This window comes from Streptomyces nogalater (genome assembly GCF_039532885.1).
Taxonomy (GTDB): Bacteria; Actinomycetota; Actinomycetes; order Streptomycetales; family Streptomycetaceae; genus Streptomyces; species Streptomyces nogalater.
The window spans coordinates 1-24,763 of sequence record NZ_BAAASM010000012.1 but is presented as its reverse complement, the minus strand read 5'-3'; the positions used below and the strand labels follow the sequence as shown (position 1 = coordinate 24,763).

The window sequence follows — 24,763 nt, the reverse complement described above, 5'->3', positions numbered from 1 at the left end:
GCATGGGCTCTCCTACGGGGGAAGCCCGAGACTTTCCCGGGCTGGAGGCGTGCGAAAGGCCGGCCGCCCGTCGTGCGGGCGACTGGCCCGGTGGAGCAGCAGGGTGCGGGAGAGGAAATGGCCTTCCGTCCCTGTAGGCGGGCGGTCAGGCGGGGCCATAGCGGCGGGCGAAAGCGGCCGCCGCGGCGAGGACGTTCAGGACCTGGTCGACGGTGCGGCCGGGGTGGGCGTCCCAGCTCTCGTAGTAGGCGTACGGAGCGCCGGTGGCAGCGCGGACCAGGAGCGCGATGATCCCAGCGACGGCCAAGCGGGTGTCCATGCTGAGCAGGCCGTCGGTATCGATGCGCTCGGCGTAGATGAGCGCGTCCCGCAGGGAGCGGCCGGCGGTGATGTCGGGGTTCCAGCCGGCGGTCCGCAGAATCTGCGCGGCGCTCTCGGCGTGCGCGGCCAGCGCCCGCCCGGTCAGCGGCATCCCGCTGCCGCCCCAGGCCACCCAGTCGATGCCCCGTGCGAGCCGCCGGGCCTGCTCGATCCACACGGCCACCGCCTCCGCGCTGAGCGCCGGCGCGGACACGCCGGACAGGTAGGTCTCCACGTCCTGGGCGAGCGCCATCTCGCCGCGCTCCTGGGCCTGGCGGCGCAGAACGATGTCATGGGCGAAACCGTTCACGGTCAATCTCCTTCAGCGCTGTTGCTGTCGGGTGAGGTAGGCGTCCTGGAGCCGGGCGAACGAGTCGAACAGCCGCTGTCCGTCCCGGCATCGGGGGGTATCGCGGGTGCAGTCGTCGCAGGATGCGGCGTGGGTTTGGTAGGCGCGGTGTGCTGCCTGGTAGCGCTGGTACAGGTCGTCAGGCACGGACCCGTCTCTCGTGGTGATGCCGGCGGGCGGGGTGAAGGTCGGTGACGCGGTGCCCGGCATCCCACGCCGTAGCGGCCGCCAGCGCGGCGGCCGCGAGCAGCAGGCGTGCCAGGGGATGGGCGGGGCCGACCGCGAGCGCGGCCCGGGCGGCGCGGTGCTGCGCCGCCCGGGCCGCATCTATGAGCGGTCGCGTCACCGGGGTCGCTGCTCCGACTCCTTGTTACGCTCACTCACCCTGCGGGCCAGCTCCGCGCGCTCCTCGTCGGTCAAGTGCAGGACGGCGGCGGGCATCAGGCCACCGCCATCCCGGCCGTCTGAACGCTGCCCTGGCTGCCCTGGCAGTTGCCGCGGCACTGCCAGGACCCGCACAGACCGCAGGCGTCCTGCTCCTCCTCGTACAGCCCGTCGAGGCGGGCCCGCATCTCGGCGACCGTGCGGGGGACGCGCCGACTGGCCGGGATCGAGGCGTCCTGGGCGCGGACGACGGCCAGGAGGTGCTCGCCAAGCGCCGCCTCGGGCTCGACGCTGGGCGTGCGGCGAGCCGGACGGGTGCGGTCGGGGCGGTGGGAGTTGACGGCGGTCAGGACCCGGTTGAACATGTCGTCGCCCTGTGGCGCCCGGGAGACCGGGCGTGTGATCATCGTCGTGTTCAAGAGAGTCTCGCTTTCTTGATCACGGACGGCCCTCGGACCTCTACTCCAGGGGTCGTCCACCCTTCGACTGGCCGAGCGGCCAGCCACGACCCGTCTCCCGCCCTGTTCTGCTCTGGTGGGCGGGAGACGGACCGTGGCGGGCCGTCAGGCAGCCGGGACGGACCGTTCGGCGTCCGGCATGTGCAACCTCCTACGGGCGGAGCGGCGCTTCAGCGCGCGTCGCTCGTCCTCGGACAAGCCGCCCCACACGCCCTCGTCCGTGCCGGACTCCAGCGCCCACTGCAAGCAGTGCTCGGTCACCGAGCAGCGGCGGTTGCAGACGGCCTTCGCCTCCGCGATCTGCAAGAGCGCCGGACCGGTAGTACCGATGGGGAAGAAGAGGTCGGGGTCCTCGGTGCGGCACGCGGCCTGGTGACGCCAGTCCATCCCGGTCACCGCCTCTGCCCGACGACGGTCATCTCGGCGAGCGTGCGGCGGGCCTGGTGGCCGGCGCTGGCCGCGCGGCGGTCGCCGTCGACGACGAGGTGGCGGACGAGCTGGTGGAACGCGGTGAGTTCGTCGGGCTCGAAGCCCTTCTTGTTGTCCGCGTCCTCGATGTCGTCGATGATCCCGGCGTTCGGCCGGGGCACCGCACATGTCATGCTGAGCTGCATCAGGTCCTCCGAATCAGGTCCTGGACAAGCCCCGGGGGCGCAATCCCCGGGGCTGTCGTTCGTTTGGCAAGTCGTACGACCGGCCACGACCAGCGGCCACCCCTTGGCGCAGTGGGGGTGGCCGCTGATCGTGAGCGTTCGTCCAGGGCTGGATGGTCAGGCCGCGGCGTACTCGGGGCGGCATCCCGAGCGGACCGTCCTGCGCAGACGGTCGGCGTAGGGGAGAAGGGCGTCGACCAGGCGCTCGCGGACGCGCGCGGTGATGGTCGGGTCGGCGGCGAGGATGTCGCGGCTGGCCTCCACACGGGCGGTGATCTCGGCGCCATGCACGAGGGCGAGCTCCTGGCGGCGGTCAGGCGGAACGGTCAGAACCGCAGCCGCGTACCGGCGCATCTCCCTGGCGGTGCCCGCGGGCTCGTGCATCTCCAGCGGCGTACCGAAGGCGATGTCGAGGTCGACGTCGAAGTCGGCGGAGAACGGGACATCGAGCTCGTCCAAGAGCGCGAGCGTCTCGGCGTCGAACACCTCGTCGTTGGCCGGTGGGACGTCAGGGTCGGAGTGGCGGGCATCAGGACCTCCAGGTTGCAGCGCGTCAGGCTGTACGGGAGCAGAAGGCCCCGACCCCGTCCCCCGCGCGGAGCGGGAGCCGGGGCCGGGGCCGTATGCGGTTGTGCGGGTCAGGCCGCGAGTGCGGACCTGTTGCATCGGGCGGTGTACGCGGCGACGGTCTCGCCCGGGGCCGGGGCGGGCAGTTCGGCCCTGACCGCAGCCACCAGGGCGGTGTGCGCGGGCTGGTCTGCCGGGGTCAAGGGGCGGCGCCAGACCGTGGCCAGGTGCGTGTAGGCGGCGCGGGTGAAATGCTCCGCGAGGACGTCGCTCGCGCAACGGTCCTGGCTGGCGTCGGCCAGGGCGCGAAGGATGCCGGTGGCCAGGGCGCGGACGGAGCGGGGGTCCCCAGCGGTCTGGGGGGTCATGGTCAGCGGGGCGCCGACGGGGCCGTCGACGGCCGCACCGCGAATCGGGGAGACCGCGTCCGCAGGAACCGCACGGGCGGCGTCGGCCCGGCGGGCAGCGGGCATCGCACGCTCCCACTGAGCTCGCCGGTCGGCGGGGCGCTCCTGGGGCCGGCTGACCTTGAGGGTCTGGACGGTGGCGCGGCGGTGGCGGGTGAGGTCGACGGCGAGGCGCTCCTCGCGTGCCCATTCCCTGTACTGGCGGCGCCAGGCGTAGTCGGTGATGTCTACGTCGACGAGGCGGTTGCTGGAGCGGCAGCGGATCGCGTCGGCGACGCCTGCCTTGCCGGTGTGGTGTGGGACCAGCTTGAGCAGGTAGGTGCCGCGGCTGGAGGTCAGGGCCACCCAGGTGCCGCAGTCCGGGCACACCAGCGAGATGCGGCGGGTCTGCGTGGTTTCCACGGTCCGCATGTCGATGTGTCCGGGCGACAGGGTCGAGAGGCTGATCGCGTCGAGGGGGCTGACGCGGGAGGTACGGGTGCGGCCCTTGCGCTTGGCGGCCTTGGGCATGGCGAGCTCAGGCATGGCGACTCCTCGGCAAGGAGAGAAGGAGGGGTGTTCGCGGGGCGGATGCTCTCTCCACCCACCAGGTCCACGAGCCAGCGGCCCACGTCCCGGCGGATAGACAGCGCATCAGCGCTGAGGTCGTACAAGCAGCCCTGCCAGCCGGGGGGTTTGGTTGTGCTACCGCCTCCGACCACCTGCTCGCCTCCGGAGAGACGAGCCCGCAGAAGCTGCGAAGGTGCTGGGGACAAGCAGATATAGCGAACGCAACCAAGCGATTTAGCGCCCTAAACCGCTCGACTACCGAAACCATAGGTCTCGTTCCGGCACGCGTCAACCACCTTGAACCCATGAGGTTTAATGGGGTAAACATGACCTCACGAAGGGAGGCACGTATGGAAGCGCACGATGTAGCTCCAGCCGCGCTGAGAGACCAGCTCGATGCGGCTTTCGACGTCGCCTTGTCCCAGCTGAAGGAGCTCCCTGACCCTCTGGAGCGCGCGAAGGTCGCACATGGTCTTGCTGGCCGTGTACAGGACTTCGGCAACGAGTTTCAGGCGGTCCGCAACGAGGCGATGAACGAGACGCTGCGTGTGGGCCGGTTGAACAGCACTCAGCTGGCGTCCGAACTCGGCATCAGCAAGGGACGCGTAAGCCAGCTCGCCAAGGGAGCTCCACCGGAGAGGCTCTTCCTCGGCTCAGGCAAGGTCATCGTGGCGCTGGCCGAGAAGCTGGAAGACGGCAACGACAAGGATGGCAAGAAGAAGGCCATCCAGGGCCCCGTGATCGCCACCGAGGACGTCCAGACCTACGAACGTCTGCGGGAGCTGGCCGAAGAGGTCGGGCTGGAAGTCAGCTTCGAACGGATTCCGCTCGGCGGCAACGTCCGGCTCAACCGCAACAACCTCGTGGTCATCTGCGGTCCTCGGCTGTCGCCCCTCATCGAACAGATCCTTGAAGGGGATCCCCACCTGCGGTTCGGCAAGGATGATGACGGCTGGTACCTTACGGACCGCAACACCGGCCAGGTCTACCGCTCACCGATGGACCGGGGCGAGAACGCCGACATCGCATACTTCGGCCGGCTCCCACGCCCCGACGGCAAGGGAACCTTCCTGTATGTTGCCGGCATCCACGCGCGTGGCTCCGGTGGCGTCGTCCACTGGCTCAACCAGGAGCTGGCCACCGTGCACCGCGAGCTCAAGGCGCGACGGTTCTCGACCCTCATCTCCAGCCGCTTTGACCCGGAGACCCTCGAGATCGTCGCGAGCGAGCAAATAACGCCGTTCTACCGCCCGGAAGGGGCCTGACGTGCAGGTATCCGTGGCTTCGACCCAAGGTGTGGGCACCGCGAACGAGGACACTGTCCACGTCAGCCCTACCGGGGTCGTCGTGCTGGACGGCCTGTCCGCACCCAAAGACCTGCCCATGGGGTGCATCCACGGCACCCCATGGTACGTGCGGCAGCTCGGTACACGCTTGATCAACCTGATCGGTGACGACGCGGTGTCGCTGCGCGAGGCGCTGCGAAGCGCCATCTCCGAGGTCAATGACCTCCACCGGGGCACCTGCGCGTTGGACCAGGAGGCCGTCCCGGCGTCGACCGTCGTGATGATCCGTGAGCGGGGGGATGTCCTCGACTACCTTGTGCTCTCCGACAACGTGCTGGTGCTTGATCTTAGTGACGAGGGCATCCGGACCATCACCGACAAGCGAGTCGAGGAGGTGGCCGGCGAGGAGATGGAGGCCGCGCTCCAAGGACCGACGGGTACTCCCGAGCACACCGCTCGTGTCTCCGCGCTCGTCACCGTCCAACGACGTCTCCGGAACCGGCCTGGCGGTTACTGGGTCGCGGCAACCGACCCGGCTGCGGCCGACGAGGCGATTACCGGGAGCGTCGACCTTGCCCAGGTCCGCCAGGCCGCTCTGCTCACGGACGGCGCGAGTCGACTCGTTGACAGCTTCGGCGTTCTGAGCTGGGAGCAACTCCTCGATCTGTTGCGCGTCGAGGGGCCGGCGGCCCTGATTGCCCGCACTCGGGAAGTCGAGCTTGCTGACCCGGCAGGCGAGCGCTGGCCGCGCTTTAAGCGATCCGATGACGCGACCGCCGCGTACGCGCGCATCGGTCAGCCCGTGGCTCTGTCCTCTGCAGGTCAGCGGGTGGAGCGCGGGCGCCGTACTGGTTCCTCATGGGGCGCGGGAGAGCGCTCTGACGGACACACCGCCGCTGCCGTTCCTGCCCCGCAGGACGTTGCTGCGGCGCTGGGGGTGGAGACCGGCGACGTCGTCATCCGGCGGACCCGCGTATACCGTGACCGGCACGGCGTCGTTGCGCACTCGACCTCGTGGATCCCACTCGAGTTCGCCCAGGCCGTGCCCGCGCTCCTCCGCAACGAGCGCCTGATCGGCGGCACGTCCCTCGACCTCATCGCCCAGAAAACGGGTCGGCAGGCTGTGAAGCGTAGGGACGAGACCACAGCCCGCATCGCCACCGCCGAGGACGCCCAACTCCTGGAGCTCCAGCCCGGTACGAACGAAGCCATCCTCGTCCTCTCCGCTCGGTTCGTCGACTGCGAAGGCCGGCCTCTGGAGTACGGCGTGGACCTGGGGGCTCCCGGCCGTATGCGCGTCGAAACGGCGGATATGACGTGCTGACTTCGACTCGCACCTCGGCCACGGGCGAAGACGCGCCGCGCAAGTCACGTGTCGTCCTGATGGCGGGGATGCCGGGCGCCGGTAAGACGACATTGGCGAGGGCTCTCGTAGCTGCGGGGTTCACACGGCTGTGTCCTGATGAGGAGATGTTCCGTCGCTACGGCCGGTACGGCGTCGACTTCCCCAGGGGGCAATTTCGCGTTCGGGAAGCTCCCGTACTTGAAGATGTCGCTGGTGAACTCCAAGGACTGGTGGAGGCCGGTGATGACGTCGTGGTCGACCACGGCTTCTGGACACCAGAAGAGCGGGCCGAATGGCAGGCTCTAGTCGTAGGGGCCGGTGGCGTCCCCACTCTGGTGTACCTGCCGGTGCCGCATGAGGTGCGATGGGCACGAATCCGCGAACGGAACCAGCTCGCTGATATCGACGCGAACTCCATCGAGTTCAGCGAGCAAGACTTGTTGCGGTTTGCCACGCGCTTCCATCCTCCGACTGAGGACGAGCCGCATGTTGTATATGACGAGCGACCCGAAGCCCTGCTTGCCCAGTTGCACGGCCTGCCTTCCGTGCGGGAGGACCAGCAGTGACAAGCCCCGGATCGCGTCTCCCGTTCGAGGGACACGGTAATTCGGGCACGCCGCGTTCCCGCGCGCGGAAACTCCACCGTGCAACTAGGCCGTTTACAACCGTGATCGTTTCACCGATGTCTCGCACGGCAACACCCTCGTTCCCCCGATGCCGAAGATCGTCGGGATCATGTATGTTTTCAAGCATGGTTCCCTATCGTGGAGGTTTCGATGTCCGATCCACTGAGGCGGATTGACGCCCTGGTGGAGGAGGACACCCTCCCCGCTCCCCAGGTCCGGCAGCAGCTTCGGCTTGCCGCTGGCCTGACCCAGGCCGAAGTCGCTGAGGCCATCGGCGTCAAGCGTCTCGCGGTCGCACAATGGGAGGCCGGGCGCGCCCAGCCGCACCGGGGGAACCGCCGCGCGTACGCGCATCTTCTTCGAAAGCTCGCCGCGAAGCATCCGGACGCCGCCGTCGAGAAGACGTCCAATGAGGGGTGACCTCACGCTTCGGGCTATTTCCGGGTTCGCCGACGCCGCCTTCGGAATCGAGGGGGTCGGGATGACCTAGGTCATCGGCCGCGCGTGCCAAGAGGCGGACTACCCATCCGCTGGCCCCGCGCGGCCCGTCTCGCCGACCATCAGGTCGGCCGCCCAGTCCCCGGTTGGCGCCGGCCCTGGGCTCCAGCTCATCGAGCTGGATCTTTTTTCACCTTGCGCAAAACCCCGCCTTGGCAGGCGGGCACCCGGTCCGCTTTGGCAAGCGGGCCACCTCGGCTCTCCAGGAGCCCCTTTGGCAGGGGGCCTCTGTTGAGCCACCAGCGTCACCCTGGGTTCCGGTCGGCTTTGGCAGGCCGTTCGGCGCTCGGGGCTCCGTCCGTATAGAGCGCTCGGCCGCGGTCGAGCCCCTTGGCAGGGGGCTTGGTCGCGGTCGGGGCGATCCATATGAAGGTTGGTGTCTTCGCCATAGTGCCCGATCTGGCGTCCCCTGAAAAGTCGAACGCAGTCCGTTTCTGTGCGATTCGCGTGGTTCGCGCGTTTCGCGTGACGGAACAGGCGTCCGTGATCCACCTCTTCACACCTTTTGGCCAGGAAGAGGGTCTTCCTGTAGGAACCCACAACTCGGCCGCGTCTGTCCGGTCGGTGTCCGTCCGCGTCCGCAACAACTTCGTCGGTGGCGTCTTCGAGGGGGTCGTCCCGTGTGGCGGGACGCGATCCGAGGTTTCTGCCCGCCATGCGGGAGCGCTGTACCGGCAGGTGGGCCGGTGAGCGCGGCGCTGGTGGTAGTGGCGACGGCCGAGACCTTTCCGGCATCTCGGCCGGCCAGAGGGAAGACGCCTCTTGGTCCGGTGCGGGGGCCGGGACGTCCGCTGGCGCTGGGACGCAGTGCGCGGGTGCGTCTTCGTGCCGCAGTGCGGGCGCTGCTCGACCTTGATGGCCTGAGGGGTGTGGTGGACGCGGTGCGGTTGGCCGTGCTCGTGCTGGCGTCGCGGACTCCGTCGGAGTCGGGTGTGGTGGAGATCCGTACCTCGGAGCTGGCTCGGTGGCTCGGGCTGTCGGTGTCGTACGTGGCCTCGGTCGTCGTTCCTGCGCTGCGCCGCTCGGGGGTGGTGTCGGTGGAGACGGCGCCAGGCGAGTATGGCCAGGCCGACGGTCTGAAGTGCCGAGTGCTGCCGCTCTGGGCGGCGCAGGACGTGGCCGGGCACCCGCTGAATCTGGCGAAGAAGGAGTACGCGACGCTGCTGCGGCTGATGGAGGCAGTGATGGGGCCGGGCTGGGCGCACCGGGACGGCTCGGTCACTCCGGCCGGGCTGATCGGTACGCGTACCGGTCGGGGCGCGGCAACGGACCGTCTGGCGCTGCTGCTGCTGGTGCTGGAGGCGCGGGAGAACGGACGGGTGCGGCAGTGCGGCGGAACGGTGGACACCAAGCGCGGCCGGGCCGCAGCGACGGTGGCCCGGCTGCTGGGCTGCACGGCGTCGGCGGGGGAGCGGGTGCTGGAGCGCCTGGAGGACCGGGAGCTGGCGCTGCGGGTGCGGCTGAAGACGGCCTCGGGCCTGTCGAACCGGTCGCGGCTGATGGTGCCGGCGGTCGCCGCCGCGCACGGCCGTACAGTCGGCGACGACGTCCAGGAGGACCGCGCGGAGGCCCTGGAGCCCGAGTTTTCAGACCCCGACGTTGCGGCAGGGCCTAGTGAGGCGCCCGACGTGACGACGGAACCGCAAGTCAGCGGTGTGTCGGTGACGGATGTGGCGGATGTTGCAGAGCCCGACGTTGCGGCAGCCCTTCACACTGACCACCCTCACCTGGGTACTCCCGTCGTTCCTCACCAGCTCTCTTGTGGTTTTTCCGGCGAAGGCCGTGGGGGTGAAGGCCGTCGGCCGGAACGGGTGCGCGTGCGCGAGGACCAGGCCGTCGACGGCGAGGACGCCGCTGCCGAGTCGGCGTCGCCAAGGGCTGAGGGCGGCCCGCTTCGCGGGGAAAAGCCGAAGAAGTCCCCGGTCGATGAGCGGGTTGGGCAGCGTGCTGCCGGGGCTGATGCCGGTGGCCGGCCGAAGGCCGTGGGCTGGGACAAGGCGCAGCAGCAGCGGAGGGTGGGCCTTCCGGCTCGTCCTGCTCTGCAGGTGGCGCTGGGGCCGGTGGCGGGGCTGTGGGAGCAGCTTTCCGGCTGGCAGCAGGACCAGGTCCAGGCGGCCGCGGAGGCGGAGATGAAGCGGCTGGAGGGCCTGCTGGGGCACCAGGGCGGCGGGCCGCGGCTGCTGGCCGACCGGCTCACCGACCGACTGGAGGAAGTCGGTGGGCAGGCCCTGGTGCGCGATCCGATGGGCTGGCTCCTCGGGCGTGGCCTGGTCCAGCGGCAGGCCTGCGCGGACCCGCGCTGTGACGACGGGATCCGCCTCGACACCCGCGCCGACTGTCCCACCTGCACCACCGTCATCGCCGACCGGCGCGCCCAGCGTGCCCGGCTGCGGGCCCTGGTCGACGAGCAACTCGCCGGCGCCAGTACAGCCCAGCGGCGCGCGGTCTATGAGCAGCAACTGCGCGAGCACACACACCGTGAAGCGGCGCGGGCTGAGGCCCGTCGTGCCTGGGAGGCCGCCGCGGTCCAGGCGCGGCGGGCGGTGGCAGCCCGCCGCCGTGCACAGCAGGAGGCAGCTGTGCAGGCGCGCCGGTCTGCGCCCTGCGCGGAGTGCGGTCTGCCGGACGCGGCCGGGCTGTGCCCGCAGTGCACCCACCGCCAGCGCATCCAGGATTTGCTGCGGGAAGCGGTCGACCTGGCCGTCGCCGTCCGCGCGGACCTCAACGACCCCGACGACGTCGCCCAGCTCACCGACCGGTGCCAGGCCGACACCCAGGCCCTGCTTACCAAGGCCAGCCGGCACGACGGCAGCCAGCCGCCGTTTCGGTCCCTCACCGAACGGGAGGTGGCCGACCGCATCCTGGCCGAACGCCGCACCAGCGCCCTGAGGCGGCTGCTGCGCAGGGAGGAAGCCGACGCGGAGGCAGAGGCGGTGTACGAGATGGTGCTGCGCCGCCACCCCACCGCACACCAGGCCGCGGAGGAGGCGGCCGAGCAGGCGCGGCACCGTACGGCCCAGTATCTCCTGCAGCAACGACTCGGCCAGCTCCGCGTGCTGCGCATCCGTGCCACGGCAGGCCGACTACCGCAGCGAGCCCTTGAACACCGGCGAAGCTGCCAGTAGCCGCAGCTCGGCCTGCCAGGTGACGTTCGGAGTGCCAGTCCACGGCCGACCTGCCCCAACTCAGGCCCGTTCTGGGCCGAGCAACCCCCGCTCGCGCGGGGACGACAAAAGCCACCTGTCCACAGGCACCACCACCCGGGAGCTACCCCCGCGGACGCGGGGACGACACGCGGTTCGGCTCGACCTTCACCTCGCGGAGGGCAACCCCCGTTCGCGCGGGGACGACGGCGCGTACAGGGCGTGGGTGTCGGCGTCATGCGAGCTACCCCCGCTCGCGCGGGGACGACTGTGGACCGGCATAACCGATCCCAAAGACGGGAGAGCAACCCCCGCTCGCGCGGGGACGACCACCGCTAACCACGACAAACAGTGATCAACTAGGAGCAACCCCCGCTCGCGCGGGGACGACCGCGGCTGTACGCCGAGGGTGACGGCCTCCTCCGAGCAACCCCCGCAGGCGCGAGAACGACGTGTTTGCGGATATCCGCGACCGCTGCAGCCTGCGAGCTAACCCTGTGGGTGCGGAGACGACTGTCCGCTGAAAGGGCGCGGACGCACCACGACGAGCTACCCCCGCGGGCGCGGGGACGACGGACCCGGCCGTGAACCCGCCGGCCTGGAGCGCGAGCTACCCCCGCGGGCGCGGGGACGACCCGTTCCCGGTGAGGCTGAGTCCGTACTGGTAGGAGCTACCCCCGCGGGCGCGGGGACGACACTTGATGAGCTGGGACGATGGTAGCCGGGGGAGCCGTTTTCATTGACGTGCGTTGTGGTGCGGTAAGTGCACGAGCGGAGCATGCGCGGCAGTTACCCGAGTCGGTCGTCAGTTCGCGGGAGGCGCCGCCACCGGGCTGCTGCTGGGAGTGGGCCGACGGCAAGCTCGGCGGTGCGCTCCGGGGCCCCGCTGGCGCGGGGACGACGCCGGCGCCGCCCTCGGTGCCGAGGGGTCGGTGGAGCAACCCCCGCTCGCGCGGGGACGACGAGCGTGATGGCCCCGTCCCGGGGGTCGTACCAGAGCTACCCCCGCTCGCGCGGGGACGACCTTCGTGAGCTGGGACGATGTTAGCGGGAGCGGCTGTTTTCATTGACGTGAGTTCGGATGCCGTCGTGTCGGGCAGCCGGGCCCTGGTGAGGTCGGGCTGGCCGCCGTGGGAGACGACGGCGGCGGGCCGCGCGGCGGGGTCGGCGGCGGCCCACAGGGCGGCCGCGGCGCGGGTGCTGGCGCCGAAGTGGCCGAGGGCGAGCCCCTCGACGTGGGTTCCTCGCGCAGCCAGGCGGTGGCGTCCAGCAGCGGGCCGGCCAGCAGCGCGATGTCGAAGACATTGTGCCGGTCGGCTTCTTCTACGTCGGTGAGCAGGTCGAACAGCAGGGTGCCGAGCCCGGCGCGGTGCAGTCCGTCGGCGACGAACCGGTTGCGCGGGCTGTGCCGGCTGCTGCCGCTGCCGTGGGCGAAGACCACGACGGCGGTGGCGCCGTCGGGCACGGTGAGCCGTCCGCCGAGCCGTACGGCGCCGGCGGTCACCGTGGCCTCCCGGGTGGTGCCGGATGCAGCAAGCGCTTGGAGTGCGGCAGCCAAGTCGGTCGTCAGTTCGCGGGCGGTGTCTCCACCAGGCTGTCGCTGTAGGGGATGGGACGACGGCAAGCTCGGCGGTGAGGCACCGGCACCCTGTCGACATCCCCGCCAACAGAGCAACCCCGCAGGCGCGGGGACGACATCACGAGCGGGGAACTCTCCCCTGGCGACTCGGAGCTACCCCCGCAGGCGCGGGGATGACGACCTACCGTCCTGGGTTGGCTTTAACGGGTGCGAGCTACCCCCGCAGGCGCGGGGACGACGGCGGCGGAGATGCGTGCGATCTCGGATCGTCCGAGCTACCCCCGCAGGCGCGGGGACGACGACTGGCCGTGAGAGCTGATCTCGCCCTCGTAGGAGCTACCCCCGCAGGCGCGGGGACGACACTTCGTGAGCTGGGACGATGCTAGCCGGGGGAGCCGTTTTATTCACGTCGGCCGTGGTGTTGGTCGTGTTCGAGGGCATGCCGCACATCTCTCACGCGGATCCGTAACGGCGGGACCGGTGCGGCGCGTGCGGCAGGTCTGTTGCGGCTGGACGTGCGGATTCGTCGTACTGCGAGCCGCCGTGCCGGCAGAAGGCGTACCGGCGCCGCCACCGCCCGCCGCACGGCACCCGTCCCCCGCGAACGCGAGGACGACCAGATGACCTGCCCGACGCAGCCGCCAGCCGTCGAGTTACCCCCGCGAGCGCGGAGACAACGCCCACCGCGACCGAGCCGAGCAGGACCAGGGCGAGCACCCCCGCTCGCGCGGGGACGGTACTTCGTGAGCTGGGACGATGTTATAGGGAGCGGCCGTTTTCATTGACGTGAGTTCGTGTGCCGCCGTCTCGGACAGTCTGGTCCCGACGAGGTCGGGCCGGCCGCCGCGGCAGACGACGGCGGCGGGCCGCGCGACGGGGGTCGGCGGCGGCCCACAGGGCGGCCGCGGCGCCAGTGCTGGCACCGAAGTAGCCGACGGCGAGCCCCTCAGCATCGGATTCCTCGCGCAACCAGGCAGTGGCGTCCAGCAGCCGGCCGGCCAGCAGCCCGATGTCAAAGACGTTGCCCCGGTCGGCCTCCCCCCCCACGGCATCCAGGAGGTGGTCCTCCGATCTACCCCCGCGCACGCGAGGACGACACGTCGGCCTGGTCGGCGGTGCCCCCCGCTCGCGCGGGGACGACGGGTCCTGCGCTAGAACATCCACCGTTTTGCTGGAGCTACCCCCGCAGGCGCGGGGACGACGTTCACCACGGCGAATGCCGTCGTCCTGATCGTGAGCTACCCCCGCAGGCGCGGGGACGACCTCGGCCCGGCCCTCGGCTTCGATGCGGGCGGCGAGCTACCCCCGCAGGCGCGGGGACGACACTTGATGAGCTGGGACGATGTTAGCGGGAACACCTGTTTTCATTGACGTGCGTTGTAGTGCTGAACGCGGAACGCGCGGCAGTTTCGGTAGTCAGTCCGCGAGGGGTGCCTCCACCAGGCTGCTGCTGGGGGTGAGCCGACGGCAAGCTCAACGCCCCTCGACGGGATGGGGAAGTCCTGCTCGCGCGAGGACGACGGCGACCGTCGCGGTGACGAGGACGTCGACCAGGAGCTACCGCGCTCGCGCGGGTACAACCCGGGTTCCTGGACGGGCAGGTCGTCCGGGTGGAAGAGGGAGCAACCCCCGCTCGCGCGGGGACGACGTGCTGTCGGCGTCGGTTGGCCTCCTCGGCCTCGAACGACCCCCGCTCGCGCGGGGACGACCCACCTCCGCCCGGCCCCCACGCATGATCACGTGAACGACCCCCGCTCGCGCGGGGACGACACTTCGTGAGCTGGGGCGATGCTAGCCGGGGGAGCTGTTTTCATTCACGTCGGTCATGGTGCTGGGATGGCAGCGAGCGCACAACGCCCGGGGGCATGGGAACCCGGGCCTGCTGGAGCAACCCCCGCGGACGCGGGGACGAGCGCGGGGGCGAGGGGAGGTTCACCAGAGCCTGGTCGAGATCGCCGAGCGACCCCGCGAACGCGGGGACGACGGCTTGCCGAGGTGGATGTCACGGGCGAAGCGCGGGCAACCCCGCTCGCGCGGGGACGACGGGTCGAGGTGAGCGGCCACGTACGGGGTCGCGGGGCAACCCCTGCTCGCGCGGGGACGACATGCTGTAGCCGGCGGCGGCCTGCTGCGTCGCGGAGCAACCCCCGCGAGTGCGGGGACGACGGCGCCGCCCAGGGCGACACCCCGACGTACACCGAGCAACCCCCACTCGCGCAGGGACGACAGCGGAGTGGGCCCATGACGAACGGCAGCGGCGCGGAGTTACCCCGCTGGCCCGGGGACGTCTCCTGCCGGGAATGAACGAACAGAGCATCACGCACCAGAAGGCGTCATGATGCTTATCACCAGCTTCGAGGCAGACGTGGCCCTGGATCAAGCAGTGTGGAAAAGCCTGACCTGCAGCTTTCCTCCAGGACCCGCGAGAGGGCAGACCTTGGAACAGAAGGTAACCCACCTTTCAGCGGTCGTTCCCTCGGGTCCCTTCTGAGCCCCCTTTGGCCCGTCTGATCCGGCAACTGACCTGCAGCGAAGCTGCGTTGATCCCAGTACCTTGTGTCACTCAACGACCTGGAAGGGCGGGGAAGCTCGCTGAGAGCCGACCAAGCAACAGCCGCGCCTCCCCGCCACATCACCAGGCCCGTTCCGGTACGAGGATGGGGAGCCCAGCAAGGTGACCAACTTTCACACAGCCGATCGCAGAGGGGAACTTCAGCCTACGAATGTCGCACTGGCATGGGCGCCATACATCATCGCCGCACTTGCACTGTGCGCGGCCGTCACTGTTGCAGCGGTCGGCGGTCCGACGCCGTTGGCCGTTGCGCTTGCGGGAGCGGCGGTCATAGGCGGCGGGGTGCAGATTACCGTGCACATTCGCCGGTAACCCGCGTCCCCCCGGACGCCCCCGCTGCGCGGGGACGACCACGCGGACACGCACCACGCGACATCCAGCTGCTACCGCGCGGCGGGTGCAGGCGCGGAGCACTTGCCCATACTGCTGACGCCCCGTGACTGGCGAGCTACCCCCACGGGCACGGAGACGACATGCTCGCAGCGGCAAGGGTGCTCGTCCCGTTCGAGCAACCCCCGCGGACGCGGGGATGACGTGGACCGCTGCACTAGCTACATCCCGTACGACGAGCAACCCCCGCTCGCGCGGGGACGACTTGAGAGCTGCGGCGGCTTCATCGTAGTCGAGGGGGCAACCCCCGCTGGCGCGGGGACGACGGGGCCCTCGGCGGGGTCCATCTGGTGTCGGGCGGGCAACCCCGCGGATGCGGGGACGACGCGGAGCCAGGTGCGTACATGCCCCGCTCGGCCGAGCATCCCCCGCGGCGCGGGGACGGCACGCCCAGTTCCCACCTCGTGCCCGCCTTGGTGGAGCAACCCCCGAGGGCGGGGACGATAACGCCGTCGCGTTTACCGATGAGCAGAACGACGAACTACCGTCAGAGCGGGGACGCCGCCGCGGGGAGCGCGAGCCGCACGGCGTCCACCGGCCCTCGCTTGCGCGGTGACGCACGGGGTCCGCGCAGGGGATTTTGAAGCAGGGTGAGCTACCCCCGCGGACGGGGACGACCGTTCCCGCGGCCTGCCGACGCAGTAGTGCGTGGAGCTACCCCCGCGGACGCGGGGACGACATGCCCAGCCGGACCACGCAGTTGGTCGAGCACCACCGGCGGAAGGACCCCTGCGGAGGCGGGGACGACTACCTCGGCAGCCAGGACGAACGCCAAGCGCGTGAGCTACCCCCGCTGCGCCGGGACGACACGACGACAGGGAAGGGCGCGGTGAGCGAGATGAGCTACCCCCCGAGGGGCGCGGGGACGACGCTGCGACGGCGCAGCTCGACGAAACCGGCGTGGGACAACCCCCGCAGGCGCGGGGACGACACTTGATGAGCTGGGACGATGTTAGCGGTGGCGGCTGCTTTCATTGACGTACGTTGTGTGCTGGACGCAGCAAGCGCTGAACGTGCGGCAGTTACCCACTCAGGGTGCGGGACTTCACCGTCGAGCACGCCGTCGACCCGTCCCCTACAGCTGCAGTCCCGGCGGGGACACCGCCCGCGGACTGACGACCGACTATGGGGACACGCACCACGCGACGTCCAGATGCTGCCGCGCAGTGGGCACAGACCCAGAGCGCCGGCTCGTACCCCTTTTCCCGGGCCCGGGCCGACACCGCGTTCCAGAGTTCGAGAGGGCCTGGAGCAGCAGGGTGGCGGCGTCGTCGTCGTGGTAGCCGTCGTGGTCGGGCTGGGTCGCGGCGACCAGCATGTCGGCGAGGGCCTGGAGGTCGGTGCCGTGCGTTGGGCACAGATCCTCCCCGCTGTTTCGGCGAGTTCGTCCAGGTCCCGGTCTTCTGCGCCACCCCGCACGGGCCTCACCTCAGACGCGGAAGCGACCAGCCGCCGCTGGCGGCGGACCATGCAGTAGGTGGAGCCAGGCCCGCAGGCGCGGGGACGACCGCACCCCCGGTGACCCGCTCCCGCTCCCCCGCCGAGCAACCCCCGCTCGCACGGGGACGACACTTCTTGAGCTGGGGCGATGCTAGCCAGGAGAGCCGTTCTTATTCACCTCGGCCGTACCCCCGGTGGGCGTGAGGACGACCGGGCTCGCTGGAAAGGGAGCTTCCCGTCCAACGAGCAATCCCCGCGGCCGCGGGGACGACAGCCATGCCGGCTGCTGGTCCGTCGACGGGGCGGAGCTACCCCCGCGGTGCAGGGACGACACGCTCGGGCCGACGTCGGTTTCACCACGGCCGAGTTACCCCTGCCCGCGCAGGGACGAGGCGATGTTCGAAACCCTAGCCGAGAAACCTCCGCGAGCCGACCGAGAACAGCTCGCTCCTGTCGGGGACTGTAAGGAGCACCCTCCGCCCGCGCGGGGACGACCGGCGCAGGGAATGTAGGGAGCGCTCGACGTACGAGCTATCCCCGCTCGCGCGGGGACGACCACCATCGGCGCCGCGTTCCTCACCTACGTGGCGAGCTACCCCCGCAGGCGCGGGGACGATTCGCGAGGGTGCCGTCCCGTGTGGCAGCGGGACAGCGAGCAACCCCCGCTCGCGCGGAAACGAGAGGGCCAGGACCTTCCGCAGCTTCGCCGCGAGCAACCCTCGCCAGCGCGGGGACGATGCCCACCAGGCGGCAACCACCTATCAGAACGCTGAGCTACCCCCGCAGGCGCAGGGACGACTCGACCTCGCCCGTCTTGACAGCGCCCGCCGAAGAGCAACCCCCGCGGGCGCGGGGACGAACCCCGCGCGCGGGGACGAGTCTCCACCGGCTCCGAGGCGTTGGCCACATGCTAAAGAATGCTGATGGGGTCAGCGCTCAGCGTCATGGCGGGGAGCCGTAGTACGACAAGGTTAGTCGGCTGGTGTCCACGGCGGGGGCGGGCTGGTGCTGATGCCGCCACACCACCAACACTCGAAGTCGTCTGGCACTCGATACTTCTGGGTCCACCATGAGACGACAGGCTCGCCCCACACGACGCACTCGGTATCGCACCAGTCGCACACAAAGACGAAGTCCACGATCCTCCCCTGGCCGGCGGACGCTGACACTCCTCAGGATGCCCGCCCAGACCCGTACACCCCCAGAGTGCATGCGGGCAACTGATGGCGAAGGCGAAGGTGGCCGACGACGAGGTACCCCCACTCGCGGAGACGACGTTCTCCAGCATCTCGCCGCCCACCGACAGGGATAGCCCCCGCGGGCGCGGGGACGACCCGGGGCCGACGTACTGGTAGACCTCGATCAGGGAGCAACCCCCGCTCGCACGGGGACGACCTCCCCAGGATCGTCTCGACGCCACCGACCCCGCGGGCAACCCCCGCTCGCGCGGGGACGACGTGGGCGACGACTGCCGCCCACTCGTCTACGGGGAGCTACCCCCGCTCGTGCGGGGACGGCACTTCTTGAGCTGGGGTGATGCTAGCGCGGCCAGGGGCGGTTTCCTGCGTCCTGGTGCTACGCGCCGAGCGAGTCAAACAGGTGATCATCGAGGTCGGCGAACCAGTCCTCGCGGCGCCACGGCCGTAGGTCGCTACGGGCGCGGCGCAGCCGGATCGAGGCGACCCGGCCGCCGGTTGCCGAGGCAGCGTCAATGCAACCGTGCAGCAGCTCGGCCGCCGAGTCGGGCTCATCGAGCCGGATACGGGCAAGGGCTTGATCGGTCGCCACGATTGCCCGCTGCACCTGCTCGCGTGGCGCCTTCAGCGCCTTGACGGACCGGGCGAAATAGTCGTGCGCCTCGGCGGGATCGCCGACGTACAGCGAAGTGACGCCCTCGAACCCGCGCAGGTGCGCGGCCGAGAAGGATGTCGGCGCAGGGTCGCCGTCGCGGTCGCTGTCAATGTCGTACCAGGCGAGGGCGAGCGCCGCCCGCGCGTTCCGCTCGGCACCTGCACGGGCCGCGATCTCCGCCTGCAGGGCGTGTGCTCGGGCCCGGACCGCCACGCTCTCGCCGGCGCGGGCGTCGCGCACTGCGGCGTCGACGAGCTGCTGTGCTGCCTCGATACCGGGCGTCGAGTACAGGGTCACCAGGGCGTGACTCATGTGGACCACGGCGCGGCGCCACGCCGATCCGGTGCCGCCCGCCGCAGTGGTCGCCTCGGCGTACAGCGTTCGCGCCGCAGCGTCGTCGCGTGTTTCGAACGCGGCCCGCCCGGCAATCGTGAATGCCTGAGCTGCCACAGCCCGCAGGTCAGGCAGCAGCGGCTTGGGCGCGGCGGCATCGAGCAGGCGGCGGCACGACTCCACGATCGGCGCGAGCAAGAGCTGCACCCGCACGAACGGCACACTGCCGACTTGCCGGTTCACGTCGCCGACGGCGAGCCGGATGTCGGCGAGCAGCCCCTCGTCAAGGCGGGCGGGGTCAGCGAGGGCGGCGGAGAGGGCGTATTGCGTCGATGGGCCGAGCAGCGCGAGCAACCCGCCGCCGTTGTCGGTCGCCGTCCGCACGAGCAGCGTGCGCAACTCGTCAAGGCGGTACTCACTCTCGCCGAGGTGCGCGAGGGCGTCGAGCAGCTCGCCGAAGTTGGAGCCGGCGCCAAGCAGCACATGCCCATCGGTGTCGCGGGCGTACAGGTGCGCGAGCAGCATCTGATACCGCTCGCCGGGTAGGGTCGGCGCCCTGCTGGACTCCCACCGTGCGACGGACCGCTGCACACTCGTGACAGTCGAGTCGAGTGGCTGCCCGAGTTCAGCAGCCTTAGCGACCAGGGCGCGGGCGAGACCAGCGAGCGACCAGCCGCAGGCGAGCCGTAACCGCTTGAGCATGGCAGCGCCGACGAGTCTGTCGTGCGTGCTCATGTCTTCATGATGCACGCTCCGTCGTTCATGCGGGCACGATCAGTCGCGGTTTCCCCTGCGCGGCTGCATAGCCGATCGTCTGCCACGTTCCCGAGCCCCCCTCGGGCCCACCGAGCGGGAAACCGATCACCATCTGCGCCCGGTCGACCATGTACCGGTTACGAGCGTGGTAAGCGGGCGTGCGCAGCTCGGCGGCACCGAGTTCGATGATCTCGGCGATTCGGTCGCGGCACTGCTCGATCGCCTGCCGCGCCTCGGCCGGTTGCTGCGCGACCGTGCCCGGCACGACGATCGTGATCCGGCTCTGTGAGTGGCGAGCGAGCCACAACAGGGTGAGGCTGTCCATCCCCTTCGCGCCGCCGATGTAGAAGTGGGCGTCATCGGTCGCCCAAGGCGCGAGGTAGGTACGGAATAGGTCACCGAAGCAGACGTGGTCCCGGTGCCCGGTGTCCCGAGTCCCGGTAATCGCCGCAACTAGAGGCATCGATCAACTCCGTGTCATAGGTTGTCAGATCCCGCAGCCGCGCGCCCTGCGATGGGATCAGGGCATGGACGCGATGACCCACTCGGCCATTCTGGTCGACCATCTCCAGCGCGGCGCCTCGGGCGGGGCCATGAGGTCAGGCTCGCCGCGCTCGCTGCGGGTGTCCTATTCAGGCTGACTGCCTGCCCCGCCCTAGACCCCCGTCTCCGTCCGGCATGGCGGTGCACCCTTCTGAACCGCCCGGCCGCCGCCCCTTCACCGCAGCGGCCCCGGCCGGGGGCGGGACCAGAGTCCCGGCTATCTCTCCGAGGAGGCTGACGGCAGCCGGGACAGGGCCCTGGCCGCCCGTGCGGCCGGGACCCGCCCCGTGACGGGCTGAGGGCCCGCCAGGGGGCGGCCCGGCGCGCCCGTTCCATCTACGGCGCGCGCCGGGCGTGTTATCCAGTGCGCAAGATCGAGTGCCCGAGGAGGCGCCCGTGATCAGCGTTCATGCCGAACCGGAACACGACTATCTGCCCGCTCTTGGGGACGTCTTCGGGTACGCCGCCGCGCAGATACACACGGCAGCCGCGGAGCTGTGGCCCGGCGCCCCCGTCGTGCTGGAGCGGCACGTCCCGAGCATCACTGCGTACGTCCACCAGACCCGAGTGGGAAACCGCACGCTCTACGGCAAGGTGTCCATTCTCGGCGTCTCCCTGGTCTCCGTCCTCCGCGGCGCATGCGGAGCCTGGCCCGCGGCGCTCCTGGCGCAAGAGGAGTACATGACCCGGCCTGACGGGCTGGTGCCGCGCGAGGCGGCACAGCTGTCGGTCCTGGCCGGCCTGGACGGCCCGCGCGCCTGCGGCGTGGCCGGCGCACACCGCGGCGTCCTCTTCACGGAGCCCGTGCCCGGGCCGTGCCTCGGGGACCTTCTCCTCCTGGAGCCGCGCCGCACCCGGGACCTCCTCACCAACCTCTACGCCGAGCTGCGCCCGCTCTACCGGCCCGGCGCCGCCCGGCACCTCGGCGCGGGCGGCGCCATCGGTGAGCGCGGAATCGGCGGCACCTTCCTGCGTAAGTTCAACGGCATCTCCGGCACGGCCTACGTGGACCGGCTCGGGGAAGAGCGCTGTGCGCCCGGAGTCCGGGAGGAGTTGGTCCCGCTCATGCGGTCGGCCGTCCAGCGGTTCCAGCGGCTCCGGTCGAGGCTGGCGACGGCGGACGGAACGACGCTCGCGTACGGGGACCTCAAGCCCGAGCACGTGAAGTATCCGGACGGCCCCGGGGAGCGGCCGGTGCTGCTGGACCCGGGCCTCATGCGGATGAGCCCGGCGGTGGACGTCGCCAAGCTGCTGAGCCGGATCGTGCTGTTCCTCAGCGCTCACCACGCCGGGGAGGAGACGGCGCGCCAGGTCCTGCGGGGCGTGGACGAGTTCGCCACCGAAGCGGTCCAGCTCTCTGGGCGGGACCGGGCGGAGTGGCTGGTGACCGTCCTGACGCTCTGGCTCATGGACACGGTCAACATCCTTTCCTCCCACCTCTCCGCCCCGGCCTCGCTCCCCCTCCCAGGCCTCGGCCTGGCGCTCGTGGAGCGCGCCGTGCCGGTGTGCTCGTTCATCGACACCGTGAGCGCGGACGTGGTGGGCCGGCGGGACGACCCGGCTGGCGTGTGGGGCCGGGCCCTGGAGCGCGCCGTGGCGGTGGCGTCATGAGCCCGCGCATCCCGGCAGTCGGCGTGGTCGGAGCCGGGGCGGTCGGCCAGGCCGTAGGCGCCGCCCTGGTCTCCGCACGGCTCTGTGACCAGCTCCTGCTGGCCTCCAGCTCCGTGGACCAGGCCGCCGCCCTGGCGGACGACCTGAACGACATGTGCGCCGGGATCGGCTCCCCGGTTCGTGCGCACGCGGTGGAGGTGGCCGAACTCCGTTCCTGCCCGGCCGTGGTGGTGGCCGTCCGGGCCCGCTTCACGAACACCCGGAGCACGGACGTGCGCATGGGCGGGATGCACGCCAACGCCCCCGCCCTGCTGGCCCTGGCCGAGGAGTTCCGCGGCTACCCCGGGACGCTCCTGGTGGTGACCAACCCGGTGGACCTGATGACAAGGCTCGTAGCGGAGGCCTCCGGGTGCGCGCGGGTGTTCGGCCTCGGGTCGAGCCTGGATACGGCCCGCTACCGCCTGACCCTGGCCCGCCTCCTGGACGTCCCCCTGGACGCCGTCCGCGGCCACGTCATCGGTGAGCACGGGGACGCCGCCGTGGTGTGCGCCTCCACCACCACCGTCAACGGCACGCCCGCCCGGGTCCCCCTTGAGCAGGTTCGGTCCGAGCTCCGGGAGCGGCCCGGCCGGATCAGCGCCGGCATCGGCCGGACCCGTTTCGGGCCGGCTGGCGCCCTGGTCAGCGCGCTCCGCCTGGTCCTCGGCGTGGAGGACGGCGTCACCGAGCTCTCCGCCCTGTATGACGACGTGTGTCTCGGAATCCCGTTGCGGTTCTCGGGGGGCCGTCCTCTACCGTGCGTGCCCCCGCTGGACGAGGCCGAGGCCCGCCAGTGGGAGGCCGCCCGCTCCAAGCTCCGCGCCGCCTACCGCGGCGTGCGCGGTGTCCCATCCCAACCTCTATCGTCTGGGAGGAATTCATGACCGCTCACGCCATCCGCCTGGAGACTGCCGGTGCCCCCGTCACCGTGGTCTGCACGGACAAGGACGTCACGGACTGGACCGTCCGGTACATCGGACCGTGGTGGAACGCGGCCGAGGTCGCGCCAGAGAGCGTCAGCGCCGGCCCTGTCCTCACCGCGGCCGTGGATGAGGGCCGTTACGCCGACGTCGCGTTCGGAGGGGAGATCTCCGCGTTCCAGAGGGTGACCTATGCGCGAGCGGAGCTGCTGCTCGACGCGGACGCCTCTTCCGGCATCATCCGGGCCGTCTCGGCGCGCCCCGCGCTCGCCTACCAGTCCGACCCGGGAGCGGGCTCCCTGGAGGTCGTCGGCTGCCGGACGGAGGACGTCGCCACGGCAACCGCCCGCCTGGCCCGCGAGGTGATGCGCGGGCAGCTGCTCCGCGGCGGGTGGGCCGTGCTGCACGCCTCGGCGGTCGTGGCCGAGGGCGGCCGTACCGTCCTCACGTTCGGCCGGAAGGGCGCGGGGAAGACGACCACGGCCCTCGCCCTCGCGGCCCGGACCGGGTGCGGTCTGCTGGCGAACGACCGTGTGTTCGTCCGGCCCAACGACCGCGGCGGGGTGGACGTCCTGCCCTGGCCGTCAGCCGCCGCACTCGGACTCGGTCTCCTCGACGCCCTCGGCTGGTTCGAGATCTGCCGCGAGCGTCTGGAAGCCGGGGAAGCGCTGCATCCGACGCAGGACGACCGGGTCACGGAGGCGCTGCTCGCCGGCCGCCGCACTCCGTTGTGGGAGGGCGGCAAGGAGCTGAAGGTCCAGGTGTTCCCCGACCAGTTCCCCGGCTGGTTCGGGGTGCCGCTGGCGACCGAGGGGGAGGCCGCGGCGCTGGTGTTCCCCCGGGTGGAGCCGGGCGCTGTCCCGGCCGTGGAGGACCGCGGCCGGCGGTTGGAAGACGGGGACTTCATGAGCGGGGCGACGGAGGACCGCTACCCGGACGTGTTCGCCCTGGCCCGCGTGGACGGCGGCGGCACGAAGGACGCCCGACACGAAGTGGCTCACCGCCTCGCCGAGTTGCCCCACCACTCGGTCGTGCTCGGCCATGACGTGTCGGCCAACGCCGGCTTCCTCGCCAAGACCATCGGGTGCGCGTAGGGGGGAACGCACGTATCCGACCGCTGCCCTCGGCCGGGGCCTCTTGACGTGCGTTCGCCCCCCCGCAACGCGGGAACGACGGCCTCAGCGCGCGCTGCTCGGGCCCACTGTGCAGGCCACCCGCATGCATGGGACGACTCCTTGGCGTCGTCCCCGGAGAGGTCGTACGAGGGGCAACCCCACGCGGGGACGATAAGCCAGCCCCGGGAAACCCTTCGGGGACGACCAACCGGCTAAGAGCTACCCCCGCGGACGTAGGGACGACACCGAGGCGCGGCACGCGCCGAACCGCGCGGCAGTCACCCGAGTCGGTCGTCAGTCCGCGAGAGGCGCTTCCGCCGGAGGTGGGCCGACGGCAAGCTCGGCGGTGCGGCGCCCGCTCGCGCGAGGACGACGGCGACCCTCGCGGTGACGAAGGCATCGACCAAGAGCTACCGCCGCTCGCGCGGGGACGACCTGATCCGGCAGGTGAGCCGGATCGACGTGACCGAGCTACCCCCGCCGGCGCGGGTACGACAAGGTGTACGTCAGGGGCACGAACAAGCCGGGCGGGAGATCGGTGGCTGGAGGAAGCAGGGGTATTTGCTTCTCCAGGGTCTCCCATCCTGCCAGAACGCGGCACACTGAATCCGGAAGGGGGAGATATGAAGAGGTTGATCCGATACGGCGATGTACTCACCGTCGCCGCTGGCGGCGCCACGTTTGCCGCAGCCGACGTACTCGCGCCGGTCCACCCCGCCCTTTGGGCCCTCTGGGGCGCAGCAGCGGCCTCGGTCGCTGCCTCCCAGATGTACCGGCACCGCCTTGCGCGCCGGTAGCGACTGACGGCGTGTGTGGCGGGCCCCGGCGACCAGGTCGACGGGGCCCGCTCGGCCCGGCGGACGCACGTCACCTTGCATGATCTTTTTCGTGCCGGGACCCGCCTGTTTCACCGCAGCTCACCGGAGATGACCACGACGCAAACCTGTCGGAGCGTGGGCCATTCCAGCAGCCCCTGCTGACGCGGGAAC

At 70.8% G+C, this 24,763-nt stretch carries 19 protein-coding genes; 8 read left to right on the top strand and 11 right to left on the bottom strand.

The window, feature by feature from the left end:
- Positions 1–145 precede the first annotated feature (145 nt).
- From ABD350_RS10815 to ABD350_RS10780, 8 genes are all read right to left on the bottom strand, one after another.
- The gene (locus ABD350_RS10815; protein WP_344347676.1) at positions 146–670 is read right to left on the bottom strand and encodes a DUF6197 family protein; all 525 of its coding nucleotides are present in this window, start codon (positions 668–670) and stop codon (positions 146–148) included.
- A gap of 12 nt (positions 671–682) precedes the next feature.
- Positions 683–856 carry a hypothetical protein gene (locus ABD350_RS10810; protein WP_344347675.1) on the bottom strand — a complete coding sequence of 58 codons (174 nt, stop codon included), beginning with the start codon at positions 854–856 and terminating at the stop codon, positions 683–685.
- Positions 849–1,055 carry a hypothetical protein gene (locus ABD350_RS10805; RefSeq protein ID WP_344347674.1) on the bottom strand — a complete coding sequence of 69 codons (207 nt, stop codon included), beginning with the start codon at positions 1,053–1,055 and terminating at the stop codon, positions 849–851. The genes ABD350_RS10810 and ABD350_RS10805 overlap by 8 nt, the downstream gene beginning before the upstream one ends.
- 94 nt (positions 1,056–1,149) lie before the next feature.
- The gene (locus ABD350_RS10800) at positions 1,150–1,500 is read right to left on the bottom strand and encodes a hypothetical protein (protein WP_344347672.1); all 351 of its coding nucleotides are present in this window, start codon (positions 1,498–1,500) and stop codon (positions 1,150–1,152) included.
- 156 nt (positions 1,501–1,656) lie between these two features.
- Entirely contained in the window at positions 1,657–1,938 is a 282-nt protein-coding gene (locus ABD350_RS10795) for a WhiB family transcriptional regulator (RefSeq protein ID WP_344347670.1), read from the bottom strand.
- Between the two features lie 5 nt (positions 1,939–1,943).
- Positions 1,944–2,165: a hypothetical protein gene (locus ABD350_RS10790; RefSeq protein WP_344347669.1), complete on the bottom strand. Its 222-nt coding sequence runs from the start codon at positions 2,163–2,165 to the stop codon at positions 1,944–1,946.
- Between the two features lie 156 nt (positions 2,166–2,321).
- Entirely contained in the window at positions 2,322–2,663 is a 342-nt protein-coding gene (locus ABD350_RS10785; protein ID WP_344347668.1) for a hypothetical protein, read from the bottom strand.
- Between the two features lie 179 nt (positions 2,664–2,842).
- Positions 2,843–3,703 carry a hypothetical protein gene (locus ABD350_RS10780; protein WP_344347667.1) on the bottom strand — a complete coding sequence of 287 codons (861 nt, stop codon included), beginning with the start codon at positions 3,701–3,703 and terminating at the stop codon, positions 2,843–2,845.
- 374 nt (positions 3,704–4,077) lie between these two features.
- On the opposite strand from ABD350_RS10780, the gene ABD350_RS10775 reads away from it, so the two are divergent.
- The 5 genes from ABD350_RS10775 (at position 4,078) to ABD350_RS10755 (ending at position 10,607) form a co-directional block, all read left to right on the top strand.
- Complete coding sequence (locus tag ABD350_RS10775; protein ID WP_344347666.1) at positions 4,078–4,992, top strand: sigma-70 family RNA polymerase sigma factor; 915 nt, start codon at positions 4,078–4,080, stop codon at positions 4,990–4,992.
- Between the two features lies 1 nt (position 4,993).
- Positions 4,994–6,337: a UTRA domain-containing protein gene (locus tag ABD350_RS10770; RefSeq protein WP_344347665.1), complete on the top strand. Its 1,344-nt coding sequence runs from the start codon at positions 4,994–4,996 to the stop codon at positions 6,335–6,337.
- Positions 6,331–6,924, top strand: coding sequence for a P-loop nucleotide/nucleoside kinase family protein (locus tag ABD350_RS10765; RefSeq protein WP_344347664.1), 594 nt, complete (start codon positions 6,331–6,333; stop codon positions 6,922–6,924). Before ABD350_RS10770 ends, ABD350_RS10765 begins: the two co-directional genes overlap by 7 nt.
- A gap of 210 nt (positions 6,925–7,134) precedes the next feature.
- Entirely contained in the window at positions 7,135–7,404 is a 270-nt protein-coding gene (locus ABD350_RS10760) for a helix-turn-helix transcriptional regulator (RefSeq protein WP_344347663.1), read from the top strand.
- Positions 7,405–8,168: 764 nt separating this feature from the next.
- Positions 8,169–10,607, top strand: coding sequence for a hypothetical protein (locus ABD350_RS10755; RefSeq protein WP_344347662.1), 2,439 nt, complete (start codon positions 8,169–8,171; stop codon positions 10,605–10,607).
- 1,081 nt (positions 10,608–11,688) lie between these two features.
- On the opposite strand, the gene ABD350_RS10750 is transcribed toward ABD350_RS10755, so the two are convergent.
- The 3 genes from ABD350_RS10750 to ABD350_RS10735 form a co-directional block, all read right to left on the bottom strand.
- Entirely contained in the window at positions 11,689–12,129 is a 441-nt protein-coding gene (locus tag ABD350_RS10750) for a dienelactone hydrolase family protein (RefSeq protein WP_382466910.1), read from the bottom strand.
- Between the two features lie 6,052 nt (positions 12,130–18,181).
- Positions 18,182–19,525 carry an NsdA family TPR-like regulatory protein gene (locus ABD350_RS10740; protein WP_344347660.1) on the bottom strand — a complete coding sequence of 448 codons (1,344 nt, stop codon included), beginning with the start codon at positions 19,523–19,525 and terminating at the stop codon, positions 18,182–18,184.
- A gap of 25 nt (positions 19,526–19,550) precedes the next feature.
- On the bottom strand, positions 19,551–20,009 hold the full coding sequence (locus ABD350_RS10735) for a hypothetical protein (protein ID WP_344347658.1): 459 nt from the start codon (positions 20,007–20,009) through the stop codon (positions 19,551–19,553).
- A gap of 476 nt (positions 20,010–20,485) precedes the next feature.
- Between ABD350_RS10735 and ABD350_RS10730 the strand changes: the two genes are divergently transcribed.
- Genes ABD350_RS10730 through ABD350_RS10720 form a run of 3 tightly spaced genes read left to right on the top strand, consistent with a single transcriptional unit; the run spans position 20,486 to position 23,753 of the window.
- The gene (locus ABD350_RS10730) at positions 20,486–21,700 is read left to right on the top strand and encodes a hypothetical protein (RefSeq protein WP_344347657.1); all 1,215 of its coding nucleotides are present in this window, start codon (positions 20,486–20,488) and stop codon (positions 21,698–21,700) included.
- Positions 21,697–22,623, top strand: coding sequence for a lactate/malate family dehydrogenase (locus ABD350_RS10725; protein ID WP_344347655.1), 927 nt, complete (start codon positions 21,697–21,699; stop codon positions 22,621–22,623). Before ABD350_RS10730 ends, ABD350_RS10725 begins: the two co-directional genes overlap by 4 nt.
- Positions 22,620–23,753: a phosphoenolpyruvate carboxykinase (ATP) gene (locus ABD350_RS10720; RefSeq protein WP_344347654.1), complete on the top strand. Its 1,134-nt coding sequence runs from the start codon at positions 22,620–22,622 to the stop codon at positions 23,751–23,753. The genes ABD350_RS10725 and ABD350_RS10720 overlap by 4 nt, the downstream gene beginning before the upstream one ends.
- Positions 23,754–24,763 lie beyond the last annotated feature (1,010 nt).